At 72.2% G+C, this 23,649-nt stretch carries 12 protein-coding genes; 8 read left to right on the forward strand and 4 right to left on the reverse strand.

Translation table 11 applies throughout. The annotated features are described in order from the left end of the window. Positions 1–617 precede the first annotated feature (617 nt). Complete coding sequence (locus tag ACWDGI_RS10460) at positions 618–4,691, forward strand: beta-galactosidase (protein WP_450757361.1); 4,074 nt, start codon at positions 618–620, stop codon at positions 4,689–4,691. Positions 4,692–4,763: 72 nt separating this feature from the next. Here the strand turns inward: ACWDGI_RS10460 and ACWDGI_RS10465 are convergent, their stop codons facing one another. After that, positions 4,764–5,669 (reverse strand): AraC family transcriptional regulator, encoded by a 906-nt coding sequence (locus tag ACWDGI_RS10465; RefSeq protein WP_450757363.1) that lies wholly within the window; start codon positions 5,667–5,669, stop codon positions 4,764–4,766. Between the two features lie 250 nt (positions 5,670–5,919). Between ACWDGI_RS10465 and ACWDGI_RS10470 the strand changes: the two genes are divergently transcribed. Next, the gene (locus tag ACWDGI_RS10470; RefSeq protein ID WP_450757495.1) at positions 5,920–6,738 is read left to right on the forward strand and encodes an oxygenase MpaB family protein; all 819 of its coding nucleotides are present in this window, start codon (positions 5,920–5,922) and stop codon (positions 6,736–6,738) included. A 68-nt stretch (positions 6,739–6,806) separates the two neighbouring features. Here ACWDGI_RS10470 and ACWDGI_RS10475 read toward each other — a convergent pair whose 3' ends face one another. The 3 genes from ACWDGI_RS10475 to ACWDGI_RS10485 all read right to left on the reverse strand — a co-directional run bounded on the left by ACWDGI_RS10475 (position 6,807) and on the right by ACWDGI_RS10485 (position 15,303). Then, the gene (locus ACWDGI_RS10475; protein WP_450757365.1) at positions 6,807–13,757 is read right to left on the reverse strand and encodes a glycoside hydrolase domain-containing protein; all 6,951 of its coding nucleotides are present in this window, start codon (positions 13,755–13,757) and stop codon (positions 6,807–6,809) included. Positions 13,758–14,285: 528 nt separating this feature from the next. Next, entirely contained in the window at positions 14,286–15,167 is an 882-nt protein-coding gene (locus ACWDGI_RS10480) for a class I SAM-dependent methyltransferase (RefSeq protein WP_450757367.1), read from the reverse strand. A 10-nt stretch (positions 15,168–15,177) separates the two neighbouring features. Continuing rightward, positions 15,178–15,303: a hypothetical protein gene (locus ACWDGI_RS10485; protein ID WP_450757369.1), complete on the reverse strand. Its 126-nt coding sequence runs from the start codon at positions 15,301–15,303 to the stop codon at positions 15,178–15,180. A 374-nt stretch (positions 15,304–15,677) separates the two neighbouring features. Between ACWDGI_RS10485 and ACWDGI_RS10490 the strand changes: the two genes are divergently transcribed. Genes ACWDGI_RS10490 through ACWDGI_RS10515 form a run of 6 tightly spaced genes read left to right on the forward strand, consistent with a single transcriptional unit; the run spans position 15,678 to position 23,541 of the window. After that, positions 15,678–17,261 (forward strand): ABC transporter substrate-binding protein, encoded by a 1,584-nt coding sequence (locus tag ACWDGI_RS10490; protein WP_450757371.1) that lies wholly within the window; start codon positions 15,678–15,680, stop codon positions 17,259–17,261. A gap of 2 nt (positions 17,262–17,263) precedes the next feature. After that, positions 17,264–18,220, forward strand: a complete 957-nt coding sequence (locus tag ACWDGI_RS10495; protein WP_360477781.1) for an ABC transporter permease — start codon at positions 17,264–17,266, stop codon at positions 18,218–18,220. After that, entirely contained in the window at positions 18,217–19,116 is a 900-nt protein-coding gene (locus ACWDGI_RS10500; protein ID WP_450757373.1) for an ABC transporter permease, read from the forward strand. Before ACWDGI_RS10495 ends, ACWDGI_RS10500 begins: the two co-directional genes overlap by 4 nt. Then, positions 19,116–20,870 (forward strand): dipeptide ABC transporter ATP-binding protein, encoded by a 1,755-nt coding sequence (locus ACWDGI_RS10505; RefSeq protein ID WP_450757375.1) that lies wholly within the window; start codon positions 19,116–19,118, stop codon positions 20,868–20,870. The genes ACWDGI_RS10500 and ACWDGI_RS10505 overlap by 1 nt, the downstream gene beginning before the upstream one ends. Continuing rightward, positions 20,867–22,876: a CocE/NonD family hydrolase gene (locus ACWDGI_RS10510; protein WP_450757377.1), complete on the forward strand. Its 2,010-nt coding sequence runs from the start codon at positions 20,867–20,869 to the stop codon at positions 22,874–22,876. Before ACWDGI_RS10505 ends, ACWDGI_RS10510 begins: the two co-directional genes overlap by 4 nt. Next, positions 22,873–23,541, forward strand: a complete 669-nt coding sequence (locus tag ACWDGI_RS10515) for a TetR/AcrR family transcriptional regulator (protein ID WP_450757379.1) — start codon at positions 22,873–22,875, stop codon at positions 23,539–23,541. Before ACWDGI_RS10510 ends, ACWDGI_RS10515 begins: the two co-directional genes overlap by 4 nt. The last annotated feature ends 108 nt before the right edge of the window (positions 23,542–23,649 follow it).

Genomic DNA, 23,649 nt, shown 5'->3' on the forward strand with positions numbered 1-23,649 from the left:
GGAGCCCGCCTCGGCCGGTCACACCAGCACCCCGCCATGCATCACCACTGGTCCCGGCTCTGCAAGGAACGAGCCGGGCCGGGCATCCGCGTACGAACTTGAGCCCTGGCTCTCGGCATGGCTGGCGACCGACCCCGGCCCGGAGGACGGCAGCGAATCGGCTTAGGAGCCACCGCGGACGACACCCACCGGCAGAAGACCGCCGGCTTCTGTGAGGAGCTGGAACGACTGCCGCCGGCGCTGGAGCTCGCGGCCGCACAGGTGCGAAGCATGTCGCCGGCGGACCTCGGTGCGGGTCCGTACGCGGCGGTGAACCTTCCGTCGGCGCATTGGCCGATGCGGGGGACGAGGGCTTCGCCGCCCACGCCTTCGGGGCGGCGGCCCAGGCGAACCGGTCCCGGATTTCCGCCTCGACTGTGTCCTCCCGCCCCATTGTGTTGAACCTTGTGTCCCCTTACTGTTCGGCTTTGCCTGAGTCTGTTCGATGGTGATTGCTCAGGGGGATGGAGGCCGCAGTGCGGGGAAGTGGGATCCGTTCAGAGGTCGCGAGACCCGATCGCCGTAGGTGGTGGAGGGCGCTCCTCGCGACGGCCGCGACCATCGCCCTGGCGGTGGGCATGACCGCGCCCGCCGCCGCGGCCCGGGACACCGCCCGGCAGGCACCCGCCGCCGCAGCAGCCGCCGGCGCGCGGGCGCACACGGTGACCCTCGACGGCTACTCGTTCCTCGTCGACGGCAAGCGCACCTACCTGTGGTCCGGAGAGTTCCACTACTTCCGGCTCCCGAGCCAGGACCTGTGGCGCGACATCTTCCAGAAGATGAAGGCCGCCGGCTTCAACTCCACCTCCCTGTACTTCGACTGGGGCTACCACTCGCCCAAGCCGGGGGTGTACGACTTCACCGGGGTGCGGGACGTCGACAAGCTCCTCGACATGGCCCAGGAGGCCGGCCTCTACGTCATCGCCCGCCCGGCGCCGTACATCAACGCGGAGGTGGACAGCGGCGGCCTGCCCGGCTGGCTGACCACGAAGGCCGGGAACAACCGCAGCGACGACCCGCGATTCCTCCGGTACGCCGACGAGTGGCTGACGCAGATCGACCGGATCATCGCCCGCCACCAACTGACCAACGGCACCGGGTCGGTCATCGCCTACCAGGTCGAGAACGAGTACTACAACGGCTCGGCCGCCGGCCGCTCCTACATGCAGCACCTGGAGGACAAGGCCCGCGCCGACGGCATCACGGTTCCGCTCACCGGCAACAACAACGGCACCTTCAACTCGGGCACCGGTGCCCTGGACGTGGACGGCCCGGACTCCTACCCCCAGGGCTTCGACTGCTCCAACCCCTCGAAGTGGAACGGCGTCCCCGACATCAGCTACGACCACCCCGCCGGAAAGCCGCTCTACTCGCCGGAGTTCCAGGGCGGCGCCTTCGACCCCTGGGGCGGACCGGGCTACGACAAGTGCGCGCAGCTGATCAACGACCGGTTCGCCGACGTCTTCTACAAGCAGAACATCGCCGTCGGCGCCACCGCGCAGAGCTTCTACATGACCTACGGCGGCACCAACTGGGGCTGGCTCGGCATGCCCGAGAACTACACGTCGTACGACTACGGGGCCGCGATCCGCGAGACCCGGCAGCTCGATCCGAAGTACTACGAGGACAAGCTGATCGGGTACTTCACCCAGTCCGTCGCCCCGCTGACCGAGACCGAGGCGATCAGGGCGACGCCGCCGGACGACTCCGCCGTCGTCGACACCGCCCGGATGAACCCCGACACCAAGACGCAGTTCCACGTCCTGCGGCACGGCGACTCCACGTCCACCGCGGTCGACAGGACCCATGTCTCGCTGGACTTCAACGCGCAGCCGACCGCGGACACCACCTACACCTGGGACGACCCCGACTCCGCGCTGCAGTACACCGGTTCGTGGTCGCACGTGGCCGACCAGAGCTACACCGGCGGCGACTACAAGCACACCGAGTCGTTCTCCAACAAGGCCGGTGACTCGGTCACCGTTCCCTTCGACGGCACCGCGGTCCGCTGGATCGGCTCGAAGACGAACAACCACGGCAACGCCGACGTCTACCTCGACGGCACCAAGGTGGCGACGGTCGACGACTCCGGCGGCGAGAACCAGGCGGTGCTCTTCCAGAAGACCGGCCTGACGCCAGGAGCACACACCCTGAAGATCGTCGTCGACGGGAACCACAGCTCGGGCTCCACGGACAACTACGTGGCCATCGACGCCATCGACGTGCCGACGGCCGACACCGCGGAGCCGACCTACCCGGTGGTGCCGCAGCAGCCGGGCACCGCGATCACCCTCGACGGACGCGACTCGCACGTGATCGTGGCGAACTACCGGCTCGGGGACTCGCAGTTGCAGTACTCGACCTCGGAGATCATGACCAGCGCGACGATCGGCGGCCGCGATGTCGCCGTGCTCTACGGCGACCAGGGCAGCGACGGCGAGACCGTCCTCCGCTACGCCACCAGGCCCACCGTGACCGCCACCGGCGGCACGGTCACGACCACGTGGGACGCCGCCACCGGCGACCTGCGGCTCAACTACACGCACAAGGGCCTCGTCCGGGTCAGCGTCAGCGGCGGCGGGAAGCGCCCGCTGCTCCTGCTCGTGGGGGACAAGGCCACGGCGGAGACCTTCTGGCGCCAGGACACGGCGACCGGCCCGGTGCTCGTACGCGGTACCCACCTGCTGCGGACGGCGACCAGCCTGGACGGCGGCCGCACCGTGGCGCTCACCGGGGACAACGCCGACGACAAGAACATCGAGGTGTTCACCACCGCCGCCCATGTCACCTGGAACGGCAGGACGTTGGGCAACAGGTCGACCGACACGGGGAGCCTGACCGGCACCGTCCCGGTGGCCGCCCCGATCCACCTGCCGGCGCTCACGAACTGGAAGCACGCCGAGGAATCCCCCGAAGCGGGCCCCGGATTCGACGACTCCAGCTGGCAGGTGGCCGACAGGACGACCACCAACAGCGTCTCCGGCGTCAACGCGCTGCCGGTGCTCTACGCGGACGACTACGGATTCCACACCGGCAACACCTGGTACCGCGGCCGCTTCCGCGCCACCGGCAAGGAGACCGGCATCCATCTGGTCTCGGACTCCGGTGGCGGCGCGCAGGCGTTCTCCGCCTGGCTCAACGGCACCTTCCTGGGCAGCTCCACCACGGGCGGCGCCGACTTCACCTTCCCGGCCGGCGCGGTGAGGTCCGACGGCGACAACCTCATCTCCGTGCTCACCGTGAACATGGGGCACGAGGAGGACTACAACTCCACCAACGGCAACAAGACCGCGCGCGGCCTGACCAGCGCCTCCCTCGTCGGAGCGCCGCTGACCTCGGTCACCTGGCGGCTGCAGGGCGTACGCGGCGGTGAGGACCTCCAGGACACCGTGCGCGGCCCGCTCTCGACGGGCGGCCTGTACGGCGAGCGGGCCGGCTGGTCCCTGCCCGGCTACCCGGACGGCGACTGGGACCGGGTGTCCCTGCCGACGACCGACACCCGTGCCGGGGTCTCCTGGTACCGCACCGACGCCCGGCTGAGCCTGCCGCACGGCCAGGACACCTCGCTGGGGCTGACCTTCACCGACGACCCGGCCCGCAAGTACCGTGCCACGATCTTCGTGAACGGCTGGCAGGTCGGCAACTACGTCAACTACCTCGGCCCGCAGCACACCTTCCCCGTCCCCGACGGCATCCTGAACCCGAACGGCCACAACAGCATCGCCATCGCCGTGTGGAACCTCGACGGCAGCACCGGCGGCCTCGGCAAGGTCTCGCTCACCAACTACGGCAGCTACGCCTCGTCCCTGCGCGTCGCGCAGAACGACAGCCCGCGCTACGACGCCCGGACCTACGCGATGCCGAAGGCTCCGGGAGCGGAGGTCACCCTGGACGTGCCGGACACCGCCCAGCCGGGACAGGCCTTCACGGCCCGCGCGACGGTGGCGGTGCCGAAGGACCGGTCGTCCGCCTCCCGGCTGACGGCCGCGCTCTCCGCGCCCGACGGCTGGAGCGCAAGTGCCACGAGCCCCACGTCATGGGACCGTCTGCGACCCGGCACGTCGGCCACCTTCACGTGGAAGGTCCGGCCACCGGACGGGACGCTGCCGTCCGCCTCGGCACTCACCGCCACGGTGCGCTACCGGCAGAACGGCCGGCAGGCCACCGGCACCGACGAGCGCGTCGTCGGCGGGATCCCACCGGCTCCGCCGGCCGGGAAGAGCGCGGTGAGCGACCTGACGTTCCTGTCGTCCACCAACGGGTGGGGCCCGGTGGAACGGGACAGCAGCGTCGGCGAGCAGGCCGCCGGGGACGGCCGCCCGATCACCATCGCCGGCGTCGGCCACGCCAAGGGCCTGGGCACCAACTCCGTCAGCGACGTCCAGCTCTACCTCGCCGGACAGTGCTCGCGCTTCACGGCGGACGTCGGTGTCGACGACGAGACGGGCGGCGCGGGCACGGTCACCTTCTCCGTGATCGCCGACGGCAAGACCCTGGTGACCACGCCGACCGTACGCGGCAGACAGGCGGCGGTGCCGATCGACGTCGACGTCAGCGGCGCCCAGGTGATCGACCTCAAGGTCGGTGACGCGGGCGACGGCGACGGCAACGACCACGGCGACTGGGGGACACCGACGCTGACCTGCGGCTAGGCCGTCGCCGTCACCTGGCCCGGGCGAGCCGGTGACGTCGCCTGCACGATCCTCCACGGCTTTCCGGTCCGCTCAGGGAAGGATGCTCGCGGGTGCCCGGGTGGTGCCGCGCAGTCGGGCGGCGTCCCGGCTCGGGGGTACGCCGAACTGGCGGCGGTACTCCCGGCTGAACTGGGAGGCGTTGTCGTAGCCGACCCGCCGGCCCACCCCGGTCACGTCGCCGGGGTGGGTGGCCAGCAGCAGCCGGGCCTCCTGGAGCCGGATCTGCTTCTGGAACTGGATGGGGCTCATCGCCGTGACCGCTTGGAAGTTGCGGTAGAAGGCGGAGACGCTCATGCCGGACATGCGGGCCACGTCCTCGACGCGGAAGGAGTGCGCGTAGTGCTCGCGAATCCAGCGCACGGCCCGGGAGACATGGCTGAGACCGCTGTCGGCCAGCCCGAGTTCGCGTACCGTCGCCCCCTGCTCGCCGGTGATCAGGCGCCACAGGATCTCGCGCTTGAACAGGGGCGCGAGCACGGCCCGGTCGCGGGGCTCGTCGAGCAGCCGCAGCAGCCGGACCACCGCGTCGAGCAGCGCGGCCGGAGCGTCGCTGACGGCGATCCCCGACGGCACGCCCGCGCCGGACCGGGGGACATCGCCGGGGCCGGCCCGCAACAGCAGTTCGGCGACGGCGGACGGCTCCAGGGTGAGACCGAACCCGAGGGCCGGGTGCTCGGGGCCGGTCCGGGTGAACTTCCCCGTGACGGGCAGGTCGACGGAGGCGACCAGGTACTGCCCGGCGCCGTACTCGTAGATCCGGTCGCCCAGGGCGAGGCGTTTGGCGCCCTGGGCGATGACCGCGAGCACGGTGCCGGACATCGAGGGCCCCGGCGGATCCGGCCGGTCGATCTTCGAGATGAGGACGCCGTCGATGGCGGTGCTCCAGTCGGGCCGGGCGTGCTGGTCCAGCAGGCTCCGGAACTCTTCGAGAGGCATGCGCCCATTGCACCACCCGCTGCCCTCCTGTTCCCATCGTTGCGAGGATCGTGCAAGTACCCGCGAGGACAGAGCCTGACGTTCGCGCAGGCCGGCCCGCTTGAGCCCCGCCGGGCGGCGGGCCGGGCGGGCGAGCCGAGGTGGGCCGCGCAGCCGTCGGGGGTGACGGGACCGGCCGGCCGGTGACACGATGCGAGAGGCGAGAAAGGTGGCAGCCGTGGTGCCGGACGTCCGTGCGTCGCTGGGCGCGATGCTCTTCCGCCGGGTGGCGGGCCCCGACGGACCGGCCACCCGCGCCCGTATCCATGGCACACCCGGTCCCCGCTGGTTCGCCTCCGGCCGTCCGATCCGCGTCGTCCACGGGGACGCCGCCATGTTCGTCGGCGGACTGGGCGCCCTCCTTCTGCAGTCCCTGCATCCCCTCGCCATGGCCGCCGTCGCCGCGCACTCGGGATACCGCGGCGACCCGTGGGGACGGCTCCAGCGCACCAGCGCCTTCCTGGCGGTGACCACCTACGGCGTGGCCGACGACGCGCAGGCGGCCGTCGCCGCGGTGCGCGGCATCCACGACAAGGTGCGCGGGACGACACCGGACGGCGAGCCGTACCACGCCGCCGACCCGCACCTGCTCGGGTGGGTGCACGCGGCCGAGACGGAGTGTTTCCTGCGCGCTCACGAACGCTTCGGCTCCCGCCCGCTGGACGCGGCCGGCTACGACGCCTACGTCGCCGACACCGCGCGGGTCGCCGAGGCACTCGGGGTGACCGATCCGCCGCGCGACCGCCGGCAGCTGGCCGCGCGGCTGGCCGGCTACCGGCCGGAGCTCAGGGCCACGCCCGAGGCCCGGTCGGCGGCACGCTTCCTGCTCCTGGAACCCCCGCTGCCCCTGCCGGTGCGTCCCCTGTACGGCATACTCGCCGCCAACGCCGTGACACTGCTGCCCTCCTGGGCCCGGTCGCTGCTGCGGCTGCCCCGGCTCGCGTTCGTCGAGGACGTCACGGTGCGACCGGCCGGCCGGCTGCTCACCCGCACGATCCGCTGGGCCATGAACACCCCCGACGTCTCGTAGCGGCCCGGAACGGCGGGAACCCGCCGTGCCCCGAAGGGCACGGCGGGTTCCCGGTGTCAGCTGGTGCTCTACGCCCAGGGCATGCCGCGGGTTTCCGCCCACTCCGTTCCCCGTGACCAGAGCCCGCCGCCCGAAGCGCCGGAGGCGTTCCACCCGCCGGGTCCCGCGACGGTGCCGTCACCTGCGGCCGGGACCGGCCGCTCGTCGCGGTCCGTGCGCCGGAACCCGACCGTGTAGGTCCGGGTGACCGAACCGTTCGCCGAGGTCACCTTGATGGTGCGGGTGGTGAACCGGGACCCGGTCGAGAAGAGGACCGAACTGCCCTCGGTGACCTTCACCCGCTCGCCGGACCGGGCCGGCACGGCGGAGACGGCCGGGATCCTGCCGTTCTTCGGCCAGTCGACGACGTAGGTGGACACGTCCGGGTCGAACCCGTCGATCGCAACGCCTCCGACGGTGAGCGCCTTCGCGTCGGCGACACTGGCCTTGGTGGCGTCCGAGAAGTTCTTCACCGTGACCGACCCGTCGGCGTTGACGACCACCTTCGCCGCCATCGCCGCCGCGAGGTTGATCCGCTGCCAGCTCGCCCCGCCGTCGGCGGTGAGGTCGAGCGGGTACCCGGAGTCCGTCGCGGTCTGCTCCAGGATCTGGGTGCGCTGCCCGGTGGTGAGGTCCGGGAAGGCCGTGATCAGCAGGGCCGCCGCGTCGGACGGCGTCCTGAGAGCCTGCCCGGCCTTGCCCACCTGGGAGAACCCGTAGGTCAGCCGCCGCGTGTACAGGTCGACGTCCTGCGCCGTGCTCAGACCGGCGTACGGGTCGCCCTCACAGGCCGCGAGCGTGTCGCCGTATCCCTCCTCCTGGCACTGCGCGAGCAGCACGTTCTCCATCTCGGTGTGGGCCTGCTGCAGCAGTTTCGCGAAGTCGGGGTCCGCCCACCGGTGCGCCACGGTGGCCTGGCCGGAGATCCGGCCGCCCATGACGTCCAGCGGGTAGTGGAATCCGAGCACGATGCGGTTGTCCCCGTACTCCGAGGTGCGCGCGAGGATCGACGGCGCCAGCTCCGGGAGGAGCGTGGCGAGGATCGTGCCGGCCTCGTAGCCGCCGTAGGTGTGGCCGCTCGGGTACGAGCCGCTGGTGGCAAGGCTGCCGTACGAGCCGTCCTGCGACTCGTAGACGGAGCCGCCGTCGCCGACGAACCCGAGCCGCACGTACGGACGCTGGTAGCCGTAGTGGTTCTTGGCCGCGTCGACCTTGTCGAGGTTCTGCGTGACACGGGAGAACAGGGCGCTGGTCTTGGGCAGTCGGCCACCCTTCAGGGCGTCGCTGTAGATCTGCCCGAGCCGGGACCCGAGACCGTCCGCCATCGTGACGGTGGAGCTGTTCGTCGCGTCGACCTCGGCCCGGTCCACCTCCTTCTGCGTGGCCGCGTTGTTGATCCGCACGGCGATCCGGTCGTTCTCGGCGGTCAGCGGGGTGCCCTGGGACACCTTGGTGTTGGCGCCGATGATGCCGGAGCCGAGATCGCCGATGCCGTTGAGCAGGTCGTAGAAGTAGTCGGTCCCGTCACCGGTTCCCGGCCACTTGTCCGACGGGTAGGCCGCGTCGAGCGTCTCGTCCGGGAAGGGGGAGGGCACGTACGCCGGGTCGCCGGTGTCCGCCGGGGCGGTAGCCGCGGAGCCGTCCGCCGAGGTGCCCGCGGTGGAGTCGTCCGAGGTCCCGGCCAGGGTGATCGCGGTGACGGTGGCCGTGTGCGCCGTCGCCTTGCCCGCGGTCGTGAGCAGCGCGGTGTCCGCCGTGGCGGAGACGTGCGCGGTGGTTCCGTCGCGCAGGGCCACGGTGTAGCCGATGATCGGGAACCCGCCGTCGCCGGCCGGCCGCCAGGTCACCCGGACCTGCTTGCCGGTGGTGACGACGCCCGTGACGGACGGCTTCTGCGGCTTGCCGTCACCGGTCACCACCGGCGTGGTGGCCGCGCTGGGGAGGGAGGTGCCGACCGCGTTCACCGCACGGACGCGTGCCGTGTACGACCTGCCGGACCGCAGCCGGGTGAACGTGGTGCTCCGGCTGTCCGGGTCCCGGATCTCGACCTGGTGGCCGTCGTCCAGGGTGACCCGGTAACCGGTGACCGGCGATCCGCCGGTGTCCCCGGGCGCGGCCCAGGCGACGGTCACGCTCGTGCCGGACGACGTCGCCGACACCGTGTCAGGTGCGGCCGGGACCGTCCTGGGCTTCGTGGCGAGCGCGGCCACGGCGCGCTGGAGCGCGTCGTACCCAGCCGTCAGGGTCGCGTCCGTGGCCGTGTCGTCCGCGAGCGTGGCCTTCGCGTCCGTGAGTGCCTGGGTGAACGCCTTCCACGACGCGTCCGTGTAGCGGGTGTCCTGGAGGGCCGACGCGGTGGTGACCAGGTCCTCCAGCCGCAGCCTCGGTACCGGGACGAGCTGTCTGGCGGCGAGGGTGAGGCTCCGGGTCCGGGTGTCGACCTCCAGCTGGGTCGTGCCGTCGGCGTCCACGAGGGCGCGAGCGGCGTCGAGTTCGCGCCGGTACACACCGAAGTCGACGGTGTCGTAGCGCGCTTCGTCGGCGGCGAGGCCCTCGTACTGCTCGATCGCCTTGCGCAGGGCGGACTTGTCGGTGACGGCCGGCGTCTCGACGTGGTTGAAGGTGATCCGGCCCAGGTTCGCGACGTACGGGTGCGAGGAGTCCGGGGTCGTCGTCAACCGCAGATGGACGGTGTGCGTGCCGGTGATCGCCTTGGGCAGCGTCAGGCTCGTCGTCCCTCCGGACGACCAGGCGGCTCCCGTGACCGGCAGCGGGACGGTCGCGTACGGCGTGCCGGGGTCGGCGGTGTCGAAGGAGTCCAGGTAGAGGCCAACGGCGGAACCGGTGCCGCAGCGGGCGGAGTTGTTGACGTAGGTGATCGTGACGGTGCTCTTCCGGGAAGCACCGAAGTCGATGTCCCCGTAGTCGAGCCAGGCTCCGTCGTAGGTGCCGCCGAGGTCGGTGGTGGAGCCCGAGCCGGTCCAGCCGACCGGTTCGCTCTTGAGCCCGCCGCCGCTGTTCGCGCGGAACGCGGTGGCGTCGAAGCCGACGGGTGCGTCGGCCTCCTGCGTCAGGGTCAGCGAGTAGATGTTGCCCACGTAGGGCTGGGACGGGGACTGCGTGCTGGAGACGAAGTCGGCGTACACGTCCTGGACGCCGGTGAAGACGCCCGGGTCGAGGTGGACGCTCGTGGTCGCGATGGTTCCCCAGCCCGATCCGCTGTAGTCGAGCGGCACGGACACGGTCTTCGGACCGTCCTTCGAACCGAGGTGCAGTTCGAGGTGCGAGTCCGAGGCCGCGCGCGACTGGGGCTTGTCATAGCGGACGGTGAGGGTGTCGGCACCGTCCCGGAGGCCGGTGTCCTTCCATTCGGCCCACGCGCCGTTCGTCACGTTCTCGAAGATGCCGTTCGAGAGGTTGAGCGGGGCCGAACCGCCGCCGGTCGTGGTGCTGTTGACCGCGGTGAGGGTGGCGAGCGTCGTCGTCGGGGACGTGGCGACCTCGTACGGCGAGAACTGGTACCAGTCGAAGTTCGACACCCACTGCTGGCCGGCCGGCGCGTGGAACACGAACGTCGCGCTCGACGCGTTCAGCAGCGCGTCCGGGTCGGTGACGGCCGCCTGCACCGTGCTGTAGTACTGCCAGCCGCCGGTTCCGGGCAGCTGGACGGTGGCGACGACGGGCCCGTCTGCGGCGCCGGCGTGGATGTCGACGCTGCTCGGCTTCGCGTTGGCCGCCTGCGAGTTGGCGTAGCGGACCGAGATGGTCCTGGGGGCGACCCCGCCGAAGTCCAGCTTGGTGTAGCGCTCCCAGGCGCCTTCGGTGACGCCACCGAGGTTGCCGTCCGAGTTGTTCCGCTCGCTGATGAGGCTGGGGCCCTCCTTCTGGTCGGGGGCCTCGGCCTGCAGGACGGCGTAGCCGCCCTCGTCGATGGTGAGCGTGCCGATGGCGGAGTGCAGCGCGTCGTCGGCGGCCATGATCGTGCCCGTCGCGGAGGCGGTGTCCGCGAGGACGGTCCGCGCGCGTTCGAGCGCCGACCGGAACAGGCTCCAGGAACCGTCGGAGTAGTTGCCGCTGCGTACCAGGGACGCCTGGTCGACCAGGGTGCGAAGGGCCTTGCGGTGCACCTCCGCGGCGGAGATGGCGAGCGGGTCGGTCGGGGACACCCCGGTGCCGCGCACCGTCGAGGCCCGCACGCCGTGGGCGAAGGCCGCGTCGGCGAAGGTGATGCCGAAGTGCGCGTCGACCTGCGTCCCGCCGGTGAGCGACAGCGTCGCCGTGCGCGAGCCGGTGACGCGCAGGTCCGCCGTGACACCGCCCGGGAGGCCGGTCACGGTCGCCGCCCCGGTTTTGGTCAGGCTGGTTCCGTTGCGGGCGGCGAACGACGCCGGTCCGGACAGGGTGAGTTTCACGCTGCCGTCGACCTTGCCGTCCGCGTCGGTGTCGACGGTGTCCGGACGGGCGGAGACGACGGTGTCGCCCTTGCCCGTTCCGGCGCCGCTGTCGCCCGTGTCGCCCCCGTCGGTGTTCAGCGAGTACGCGGGCTGCGAGTGGGTGCCCCACTGGGAGGGCTTGGACCCCATGGTGAAGCCCAGGGTGCCGCCGGAGATGATCTGGGAGTAGTCGAGCCACGTGTTGTCGAACCGCTTGCCGTTGAGGTTCGCGCTCTGCACGTAGTAGTTGCTCGGCGACACGCCGTCGGCCTTCACCGTGAACTTGGAGCCGTTGGCGTAGGTGATCGTCGTGGCGTCGAAGAACGGGCTGCCGATCTGGAACTGGCTGGAACCGGCGGTCACCGGGAACAGGCCCAGGGCGGCGCCGACGAACATGGTCGACATGGTGCCGGCGTCGTTGTCCATGGTGGGCAGGAAGCCGTTCGGGGAGAGCTTGTAGACCTGGGTCCTGACCGGCGGGGTGAACTGGCCGCCGGAGCTGGGGGCTTCGTTCGTGGAGCCCGTCGCGATGTAGCGGTTCCAGGTCGTGCCGGTGTAGATGGACCGCACCCACTTCTGGGTCAGGCTCGGCTCTCCGACGTAGTTGAAGAGGTACGGGGCCTGAAGGTCGATCTCGTTGGCGTTGGAGTGCAGCATGGTCGAGCCGTCGTCGGCGCTGGAGTCCTCGCCGAACATGTGCTTGACCGCGGCCTTGCCCGCCTTGTCGCCGCCCATGGCCTTGATGAGGCCGCCCATGTCGTACGCGTCGTACCAGTGGTACTGCCAGAGCGTGCCCTGGTAGAGGCCGGCCGCCTCGAACTTCTCGTAGTCCGCGGCCTGCCAGTCGCCGCCCGTGGCACGCGGGGTGAGCAGACCGACCTTGGTGCCGTCGGACGCGGTCCAGGCGTCGGACTTCACGAGGTTGTCGATCGCCATGGTCGACTGCGTGCGCAGCTTCTTCGCGTCCGCGTCCCTGCCGAGCGCGTCGGCGATGACGGACAGCGCCCACTGGTCGTAGCCACGCTGGACGGTCGTACCGGGATCACCGCTGACGTAACCCTGCCGCAGCTGGGCCCCCGTGTAGTACCCGGAGTAGGACAGCAGTGCCGGGTACGCCTCGTCGAGCCGGTCGAAGTTCTTGAAGCCCTTCGACAGCGCGTCGGCGACCAGGACGGCCGAACGCTCCCAGCGCACCGTGGGAACCGAGTGGGTGAGGCTGCCGAGGCTCTTGCCGGAGGCGCGCTGGTCGGCGAAGAGCTCGATCAGCGACTGGATCATGTCCCGGTAGGTGGCCGGGTCGATGTACGCCTCGACGGAGTACTTGCGGAAGTCGTCCCAGGTGGACCAACCGTCGTAGTACGTGAAGCCGTTCGCCTGATGCACCGCTCCGTCCGCGCCGCGGTAGGTGCCGCTGGTGCTGGTGGCGTTCACCGGCAGCGCGTACATGCGGTACAGGTGCGTGTAGAACTCCTTGGTGAGCGTCGACCCGGGGTCGGACTTCGCCGAGGAGCGCACGTCGACCGCGCCGAGCGCGCTGTTCCAGGCCTCCTTCGTCTGCGCGCGGGCCTGGTCGAAGGTGAGCTTGCCGACCTCGTTCTGCTGGTCCGCCGCCGCCTGTTCCGCGCTGATCGGGGACAACGTGATGCGCAGTTCGACGTCGTTTCCGGCGGACTTGTCGAACCCGAGGACGGCGCCGGTGTCGGAGCCGTCCTGGGTGGTCGCGTCGGTCAGCCTGCCGTCGTCGCCCCAGCTCTTCAGCGAGGTCACCGGGACGTTCGTGGTGGCGTTGTAGTACAGCTGGTACGCGGCGCCGTTGAACGACCCCGCGATGAGCCCGGAGATCGAGGTGGTCCCGTCGGCGAGCGTCGTCGCCCTCATCGTCGAACGGGTGCGGCTGGTGAAGTTGTTGGCCAGGTCGAGGACGAGCTCGGGGTTCGCCCCGGCGGGGAAGCTGTACCGCTCGAGCGCCGTGCGCGTCGTCGCGGTCATCTCGGCCTCGACGGTGCCGGGGTCCTGCGTCACCGACGACGCGGTTCCGGAGACGGATCCGAGCCCCACCTGGTAGGAACCGGGCGTCGCGCTCTCGTCGTCGTGACGGTAGGTGTGGGCGTACGTGCCGGGCGCGGGGCGCTTGTCGTACCGCACGGAGGTCGGCACGACGAGCAGGTCGCCGCCGCCGCCCGAGCCGCCGACGCCGTCGAGGTTCGTCGCGGTGAAGCCCGCGATGTGGTCCTCGTTGTAGTCGTACCCGGTGTGGTTGCGGTCCGGAGTGGTCAACGGGTTGACCTTGGCGAGGCCGTGCGGCGCCTGCGCGCCCGGCAGGTCGTTGCCGTCGTCGCCCGCGGTCGACACGAACGGGTCGACCAGTCTCGTGTAGTCGGTGCCACCGGACGTCCCCGCGGACTCGGCGGTGGCGGGCAGTGCCACCGCCGCGCCGCCACCTGCCAGCGCGGCGACGCCGAGCGCCCCGGCGAGCAGCGAGGCAACCGCCGCGCGCAGTGACCGGCGACGCCTGCGGGCGGTTCTCGGTGGCAGTGGGCGGGGCAAGAGGGCATCGGGTCTGACAGGCACGGAACCTCTCCAACGTCGCGGTACGCGGCACGGTCGGGCCCATCGGGGACAACGTTGTCAGCCCGTACGGCACCCGGGCCGTGCGGACTCGGGGCGAGACGGCGGCGGACGCACGGGATCCCCCGGCAGCGTGCGCGGCCGCCGCCATCAGACACGGGGAAAGCATGCAACGGGCAAACAAGATTCGTACAGGAGATGCGCACGCGCGCCGCCCCACGCGGGCCGGGACCGGCCGCGCCGTCGGGCGCGCGGGACGGACATCACGTCAAGTGCCTTCTGGTAGAACGGGAAAGCGGGCCCGCTGTTCCGTCGCCGGGGGGCCGGGGGGCCGGGGTGCCGCGAGCCGGTCCCGTTGCGGGCGCGAGACGAAGACGCCCTTCGCCGCCGCTCCCGCGAACGCCCCGGCGGGCCGACCGTGTTCGAGTCCGTCGGCCACAGGAACCGCGACGCCGTCGGACATCCTCCGCGCGACGGCGTTCGCCCGTCGGGCCGCCACCGGCGGGCTCACCCGCGGTGGCGCTCCGCGACGGCCACGCGACCGGACCGCAGGGACGACCGCCGCCGCGCCGGGCTGCCCAAGGTGCGTGCGAGCGTGAGGAGATCGTCGTCCGACACCACCCGCAGGCCGTACTCCGCCAGCAGCGCGGCCAGGCGCCGCGGCCGCCACAGTGAGCGCCACGGCTCGCCCGACGTCATGGAGCTGCCGAGTACGCGTGCCAGCAGGCGCCCCACGGACGCCCTCGCCGACGGCGCCTGGTAGTTGACGACGAGCGCGCTGTCCGGGGCCGACCGGGCGGCGAGCGCGGCGACCGTCGCCCGGACCTGGTCGCGCGTGAGGTAGGGCACGACGCCCTCCCACAGCCATGTCGTCGGAGCCGACGGATCGTGCCCGGCCGCGTCCAGGGCCGCCCCGAGATCGTCGACCGCGAAATCGACCGGCGTGAACCGTGCGGAACGGGCGACGGCCGGCAACTCGGGGATGTCGGCGAGGCGGGCGCGCTTGTCCTGCTGGGAGGCGGGATGGTCGACCTCCCACACATCCGTCCGCGCAAGCTCGGGCAGCCGCCACGCGCGGGTGTCCAGACCGGCGCCCAGGATCACGAGCTGGCCGGTCGGACGGGCGCGCAGCGCCTCGTCGATCGCGACCGTCCGTGGTACGACCACGTCGGCGCACGCCCGCACACCCTCGTACGCGACGCGCGCCTGCCAGCCCTCCGGCACGGTGCCCGCGCGCACCTCGTCCACGGGCACGCGCTCCTCGGCGCGCAGCAGCCGCACCGCCACCGGATCCGCGAACCGGCCCACGGCCGTCTTCCCGTCCGCCGCCGCCCGCCCCTGGCAGACCAGGACCGCCGTCCGGCTCGCCGCACGCTCGCTCTCGCTCATGGAGCCGTATTCAACACGACGCGCACCGCCCCGCGCGGCAGACGGCGAAGTCGCCGCCCGGCAGGGCGAGTACGACACCGCGGCGCTCCGCGACCGACGAGCCGTCGTCCGGCGGCAGCTCGGCGACGGCCCGCACGAAGCCCCTCGTACGCCGGGGCCCCCGGGCGGGATCCCCGTCAAGCGGTGACCGTGCGCCCGGGTGGGATCCCCGTCAAGGGGTGACCGTGCGCCCAGGTGGGATCCCCGTCAAGCGGTGACCGTGTGCCCGGGTGGGATCCCCGTCAAGCGGTGACCGTGTGCCCGGGTGGGATCCCCGTCAAGCGGGGACCGTGCCGTCCGCGCATGGAGCCGGCGCCGGGCGCGCCGCGCCGTCGCCCGCCCCCGTTACCGATCCGTTTCGCAGGTTAATTTCCGCGTCCGAAGGGTTGGCTGGAAGTCGTCATCTGGTTATCGTTCACGCACTTCACTCAATCGTTCCACCGAACGAATAGCGAGAGAGACGGTCGGTCCATGTCCGACATCCACCTGCCGGGGCGCCGCTCGGTGCTCGCCGCGGGCGCGGCCGGCGCGGCCTCGCTCGGCGCGTCCTGGCTGCTCACCGGCTGTACGGGGGCAGCCGCCGCCCCCGACCTGACGGCTGCCGCCCTGACCGGCACCCCCGACGCCGGCGGCACCCTGCGCATCGCCCGCCCTCCGGCCTCCGACGCCGAGACCCTCGATCCCGCCGGCTCCCTGTCGGCGTACGAGTACCTCGGCGCCCTCTACAACCGGCTGGTCCGCGTCGGCGCGGACGGCGAACTCGCCCCCGACCTCGCCGAGTCATGGGAGTCCGACAGCAAGGCCCGTACCTGGACCTTCCGACTGCGCAAGGGCGTCACCTTCCACGACGGACGCGCCTTCACCTCCGCCGACGCCGCTTACACGCTGCGGCACATCCTCGCCAAGGCGACCGCCTCACCCCAGGCCGCCGTTCTCGCCCCGCTCCTCGACCCCGGCACCCTGCGCACCCCCGACGCCCACACCCTCGTCGTCCCGCTGAAGACCCCGAACGCCGAGTTCCCGAGCCTGCTGACGCACTACAACTGCTATGTCGTCCCGGACGGCAGCGCCAAGGGCATCGGCCGCACCGGCATCGGCACCGGTCCCTTCAAGCTGGAGTCCTTCGCCCCCGCGGGTCCCGGGCGGGTCACCGCGAACAAGGACCACTGGGCCGGCCGCCCGGTCCTCGACGCGATCTCCTTCTACTCGGTCGCCGACATGTCCGCCCGCTCCAACGCCCTGATCGCCGGCCAGGTGGACCTGCTGTCCCAGACCAACCTCGACTTCGCCACCGCCCGGGTGGTCGCCGCCTCCGACCGGGCCACCATCGCCCGGGTGAAGGACGCGCAGTGGTACGTGCTGCCGATGCTCACCACCGAGAAGCCCTTCACCGACGTACGGGTCCGGCAGGCGATGAAGCTCGCCTACGACCCGGAGCACGTCGTGAAGGTCGCGCTCCAGGGCGCGGGCAGCGCCGGCTGGGACAACCCCGTGCCGCCCACCGACCCCGCGCACATCTCCGCGCACCCCGCGCACGACCCCGACCGGGCCCGTCACCTCCTCAGGCAGGCCGGTCACGAGGGCCTGGCCGTCGACCTCTACACCTCCTCCTACGACCCGCTGTTCACGCCGATGGCCCTCGCCTACCAGGACTCCGCCAGGCGCGCCGGCATCCGGGTCCGGGTCAGGACGGCCGCCTCGGACTCGTACTACACGCAGATCTGGATGAAGAAGCCGCTGATGGCCACCTACTGGTTCACCGGGCGGCCCGTCGACCAGCTCTTCACCCAGATCTTCCGCAGCGGCTCCTCCTACAACGAGACCGCCTGGTCCGACAAGGAGTTCGACGCCGTCCTGGACCGGGCCCGCGCCGAGACCGACGACACCGAGCGCCGTGAACTCTACGGCGAGGCGCAGCGGCTGGTCATCGAGCGGGGCGGGGCGATGACCCCGATGTTCGCCGACCGGCTGGTCGGCATCTCCCGCAAGGTCCGCGGCTACGCCGAGCACGGCTTCGAGTTCGACTACCTCAACATCGGCGTGAAGGGGGCCTGAGCATGCTGTCGTTCATCCTGCGCCGGCTGGCCTCGGCCGTCGGCACGCTGTTCCTCTCCTCGGTCCTCGTCTTCCTCGCCGTCCAGGCGCTGCCCGGCGACGTGGCCACCCAGATCCTCGGCAAGGACGCCACCCCGGACGCCGTCGCCGCCCTCCGCGACCAACTCGGCCTCGACCGGCCGGCCTGGGAGCGCTACCTCGACTGGGTCGGGGGCGCCCTGCACGGCGACTTCGGCACCTCCCTCGTCTCCGGGAAGGGCGTCGGCGGCGAAGTCGCCCAGTACCTCGGCAACTCCGCGCTCATCGCCCTCGTCACGATCCTGTTCGCGGTGACCGGCTCCCTCGTCCTGGGCGTCCTCGCCGGCCTGTACCGGGACCGCTGGCCCGACCACCTCATCTCCACCGTCAGCCTGGTCGGCATGAGCGTCCCCGAGTTCGTGGTCGCCACCGTGCTGGTGCTGTGCTTCTCCGTCGCGCTGCCCTGGTTCCCCGCGGTCGTCCTCTACGGCCCCGAGGCGAGCGTCGGCCGGCTCCTGCCCGCCGTCTGGCTGCCCGCGCTCGCGCTCGCCGTCGTCATGGCCGCCTACATCGTGCGGATGGCCCGTACCTCCGTCATCGACGTGCTGGCCGGCGAGTACGTCACCACTGCCCGCCTCAAGGGCCTGTCCACCTGGCGGGTCGTCACCCGGCACGCCCTGCCCAGCGCCCTGCTGCCCACCCTGCACGTGATCGCCCTCAACGTCGCCTGGCTCGCGGGCGGGGTCGCCGTCGTCGAGAACGTCTTCAACTACCCCGGCATCGGAAAGCTGATGCTCTCCTCGGTGCAGAACCGCGACCTGCCCGTCATCCAGGCCATCGCCCTCGTCAGCGCCGTGATCTACGTCGTCTGCAACCTCGCCGCCGACCTCGGCGCCATGGCCCTCAACCCCAGGCTCCGCACCCGAGGGAGGACCCGATGACCGCGCTCGACACCACCCCGGCCGCCCCGGCCACCGCTCCGGCGGCCCCGCGCTCCGCCGCCCGCGCCTGGCGCGGCCTGCGCTCCTCCCGCACCGCCCTGGTGGGCCTGGCCGTCGTCGCCGTGCACATCCTGGTCGCGCTGCTCGCCCCGCTGCTCACCTCCTACCACCCCATCGCCAACGACGCCTCGCACGCCCTGCTCGGCCCGAGCTGGGCGCACTGGGCGGGCACCGACCAGTACGGCCGCGACGTCCTGGCCCGGGTGCTGTACGGCGGCCGGTACGCGCTCGGCGTCTCCGTCGCCGCCACCCTGATCACCGTCGCCCTCGGCACGGTGGTCGGCTGCGCGGCCGCCCTGCGCGGCGGCTGGTTCGACGACCTGCTCGGCCGGGTGCTGGACGCGATCCTGTCCGTGCCGTCGATCCTCGCCCTGCTCGTCGTCGTCACCGCGCTCGGCACCGGGCCCGCCGTGATCGTCCTCGCCATCGCCGTCGTCTACGTCCCCCAGGTCGTGCGCGTGGTACGCGGCGCCGCACTGGCCGTCGTACCCATGGACTACGTCACCGCCGCCCGCGCCCGCGGCGAGAGCACCTGGGCGATCCTGCGCCGCGAGGTCCTGCCGAACATCACCGACGTGGTCTGCGTGGAGTTCGCTATGCGCGCCTCCTGGGTGGTGCTGCTGATCTCCTCGCTGTCCTTCCTCGGCTTCGGCGCCGACCCGCCGACCCCCGACTGGGGGCTGATGGTCGCCGAGAACCGCACCGCCATCACCGTCGTGCCGATGGCGAGCCTCGCACCGATCATCGCCCTGGCCACCCTCGTGGTCGGGCTCAACCTCGCGGCCGACGGCCTGTCCAAGGCGTGGGGCGTCGACCGGATCAGGGAGGGCTCCTGATGACCTCTGTCGTCTCCGTCGACCCCGTCAGCTCTGTCGTCACCGTCGACTCGCTCTCCGTCGCCTACCGTTCGGGCGGCCGCGACGTCCCGGTCGTGCACGAGGTGTCCCTCGAGGTGGCGCCGGGCCGGACCCTCGCCCTCGTCGGCGAGTCCGGCAGCGGCAAGTCCACGGTCGCCGCCACCCTCCTGGGCCATCTGCGGCACGGCTCCCGGATCACCGGCGGCAGCGTCCACGTCGACGGACAGGACGTGTTCGCGCTGCCCGCACCGCGGTTGCGGCGGCTGCGCGGCGGGACCGTCGCCATGGTCGCCCAGAACGCCGGGCAGGCGCTGACCCCGACCATGCGGATCGGGCGGCAGATCGAGGAGGCGGGCGGCGCGGTACCCGTCGTCGAACTCCTCGAACAGGTCCGGCTGCCGCGCCCCGCCGAACTCGCCCGCCGCTACCCGCACGAGCTGTCCGGCGGCCAGCAGCAGCGCGTCGCCATCGCCATGGCCGTCGCCGCCCGCCCCAAGGTCCTGGTCCTCGACGAGCCGACCACCGGCCTGGACGTCATCACCCAGCGCAGCGTCCTGGACCTGATCGCCGCCCTGCGCGACGAACTCGGCCTGGCCGCCGTCCTGGTGAGCCACGACCTCGGCGTCGTCGCCCACCTGGCCGACGAGGTGTGCGTCCTCAAGTCCGGCCGGGTGGTGGAGTCGGCGGCCACCCGGCGGCTGTTCGCCGCGCCGCAGGACCCGTACACGAAGCGACTGCTGGCGAGCGTGCCGCGGCTGGACGACGCCGGTCTCGCGGTCGTGGACGAGGCGGGGGAACGGACGGTCCGCGCCAAGGCCGTGGTCCCGGACGGCTCACCGGTCGCGGTCGCCGCGAGCGACGTCACCATCGACTACGGCAGCACCCGCGCCGTGCACGGGGTCTCCTTCGACGTCCGCCGCGGCGAGGTCCTCGCCCTCGTCGGCGAGTCGGGCAGCGGCAAGTCCACCCTGGCCTGGACCCTGGCGGGACTGCGCACCCCCTCCGGCGGCACCATGACGCACGAGGCCGGGGACCTGGCCCGCCCCGCGCCCCAGCGGCCGCTGCCGCTGCGGCGCAGGGTCCAGCTGGTCTTCCAGAACGCGGACACCTCCCTCAACCCCCGCCGCTCCGTCGGTGACGCCGTGCGCCGCCCGCTGCGGTTCTTCGGCACCGCGACCGGCCGCACCGAGACCGCCGAACAGGCCCGCCGGCTCATCGCCGACGTACGCCTGGACCCGGCCCTCGCCGACCGGCTGCCCGCCCAGCTCTCCGGCGGACAGCGCCAGCGCATCGGCATCGCACGGGCCCTGGCCGGAGAACCGGACGTCCTGATCGCCGACGAGATCACCACCGCCCTGGACGTCTCCGTCCAGGCCGAGGTGCTGCGCCTCCTCGACGACCTGCGCCGCGAACGCGACCTGGCCTGCCTTTTCATCAGCCACGACCTCGCCGTGGTACGCGGCATCGCCGACCGCGTCGTCGTCCTGCGGCACGGAGTCGTCGTCGAGGAAGGCCCCACGGAAGCCGTCTTCGACGCGCCCGGCCACCCCTACACCCGCCGGCTGATGGCGGCCGCTCTCGAACCCGACCCCGACGCCCCGCCCCTGACCGGCGACGCCCCCGACTGGGCGGACGCAGCAGAGGCGGACGACACCTGGACGGACCTCGGCGGCGGCCATCGGATCCGCCGCCGGCAACCCGTCGACGCCCCCGTGGCCGAAGGAGTTTCGTGAAGTACCGCGACCAGTTCGAGCGCCAGGTCGTCCGCGAGGACGTCTGGATCCCCACCCGGGACGGCGCGACCCGGCTGCACGCGCGCATCTGGCGGCCCGCGGACGCCGGTGCCGACCCGGTGCCCGCGCTGCTCGAATACCTCCCGTACCGCAAGAGCGACTGGACCGCGCCCCGCGACGCCCAGCGCCACCCCTGGTACGCCGGACACGGCTACGCCTCCGTACGGGTCGACATCCGAGGCCACGGCGACAGCGAGGGCACGCCCGGCGACGAGTACGACGCCCAGGAACTCGCGGACGGCGTCGACGTCGTCAACTGGCTCGCCGCTCAACCCTGGTGCACCGGCAAGGTCGGCATGTTCGGCGTCTCCTGGGGCGGCTTCAACGCCCTCCAGACAGCGGCCCTCGCCCCCGAGCCGCTCAAGGCGGTCGTCACCGTCTGCTCCACCGACGACCGCTACGACAACGACGTCCACTACACCGGCGGCGCCGTCCTCGGCATCGACATGCTCGCCTGGGCCGGCACCATGCTCGCCTTCGCCGCCCGACCCCCGGACCCGGCGAGCGTCGGCACCGACCGCTGGCTGCCCATGTGGCGCGAACGCCTCGACGCTCTCCAGCCCTTCCTGCACACCTGGCTCGACCACCAGGAGCGCGACGCCTACTGGCGGCACGGCAGCGTCTGCGAGGACTACACCGCCATCGACGCCGCCGTCCTCGCGGTCGGCGGCTGGCACGACCCCTACCGCGACACCGTGCTGCGCCTGGTCGAACACCTCCCGGCCGACCGGGTGCGCGGCCTGATCGGCCCGTGGTCCCACCAGTACCCGGACCGCGGGCTGCCGCCGGGCCCGGCGATCGGTTTCCTCCAGGAGACCCTGCGCTGGTGGGACCAGCACCTCAAGGACACCGACACCGGCGTACTGCGCGAACCGCTGCTGCGCGCCTGGATCAACGACCCGGTCCCGCCCGCCACTTCGTACGACACGATGCCGGGCCGCTGGGTGGGGGAGAGCAACTGGCCCTCGTCGCAGGTGACATGGAGCGAGCGCGCCCTCGCTCCCGACTGCCGTACCCCGGTCCTGGTCCGTTCCCCGCTCCACACCGGCCTGGACGCCGGCCGGTTCTTCCCCTTCGGCAACGCGAGCGACCTGCCGCCCGACCAGCGCGAGGAGGACGGCCGTTCGGTGTGCTTCGACTCCGCACCCCTCGCCGAGCGCGTCGAGATCCTCGGCCGGCCGCGCGTCCGGCTGCGCCTGGACAGCGCCACCCCACGCGCCCACGTGATCGTCCGGCTGTGCGACGTGGCTCCCGACGGCTCCTCGACGCTGGTTACCCGGGGGGCGCTGAACCTGCTGAGCAGGCACGGCCGCGACAGGGCGGTCGAGTGGACCCCGGGGACGTACGAGGACGTCGAGGTCGAACTCACCGGCATCGGATACGCCTTCCCGCCCGGCCACCGGGTCCGGGTCGCCGTCTCCGACGTGTACTGGCCGTGGGTGTGGCCGCACGGTGAGCGCGGCGAGCTGCGGGTCGTACCCGCCGACAGCGCCGTCCTCCTGCCCGTGCGGGCGGCCGTCGAGGAACCGCCGATCGTCTTCGAGGAGCCGGAACAGGCGCCGGCGCTGCCGGTCACCTACGACCGGCCCGCCGAGCCGCGCCCCGAACGACTCGTCACGCACGACGTGGCGGCGGGGGAGTGGACCCTGGAGGTCGACCCCAACTACGGGGGATCACGGACGTATCCGGACGGGCTCCGCTACGAGGAGAGCGCGCGCGAGACGTACCGTGTCCGCGGCGGCGACCCGCTGTCGGCGAGCGCCGTGTCCCAGTGGCGGATCCGGCTGCGGCGCGGCGACGACTACGACGCTGAGATCATGACGCGTACGGAGCTGCGGGCCACGGCCGCGGACTTCGTCATGGACAGCCGTATCGAGGCACGGGCGAACGGAGAGACAGTGGCCAAGCGCTCCTGGCACCACACCAGCGCGAGGACGTCCGGATGAGCGCCGCCAAGCCGCAGCGCGCCGCGAAGACCCCGCGCCGTGCCGTCGCCGCCGCCGACCGCACCCGCCAGCCCACCGAGGTCCGCCGCCGGCTGATCGTCGAGGCGGCCGTCCCGCTGATCGCGGAGCGCGGCTACGCCTCGGTGGGCGTCCGGGACGTGGCGGCCGCGGCCGGGGTCTCCGTCGGGACGGTCACCTATCACTTCGGCAGCGTCCAGGAGATCCTGTCCGAGGCCATGGTCCTGCACATCGAGCGCTACTACGCGGCGCTCAGCGAGGCCGCCGAACAGGCCGGCAGCGGCGCCGAGGCGCTGCGGCTGCTCGTCGACGCCCTCTTCACCGAGGACACCGACCGGCACTGGCGGATGTGGTTCGACTACTGGAACGCCGGCGACCCGGACACCGACGAGACGTTCACCCGTGGCCAGGCCCAGCGCTACGAAGCCTGGCACCAGCAGATCCGTGCCCTGGTCGAACGGGGCGTCGAGGATGGGGAGTTCGCGGGCGACGACCTCGACGGGTTCACCGTCCGCTTCGCCGCCCTCGCCGACGGCCTCGCCCTCCAGCGGCTGCGGCAGACGCCGCCGCTCAGCACCCAGGACGCCCGCCGTCACCTGAACCGGCTGGTGGAGACCGAACTCGCCGTCCGCCCGGACCGCGACTGACGCGGACGGGCGGCTGGCCGGATGGCCTGACCCTCCCGAGGACACGTGTGCCCGGCAGCCGGGCGTGCTCCGGACGGGTATTGCCTGGTGCGGGTGCTGCGGGTGCTG

Source organism: Streptomyces sp. NPDC001220 (genome assembly GCF_053597895.1).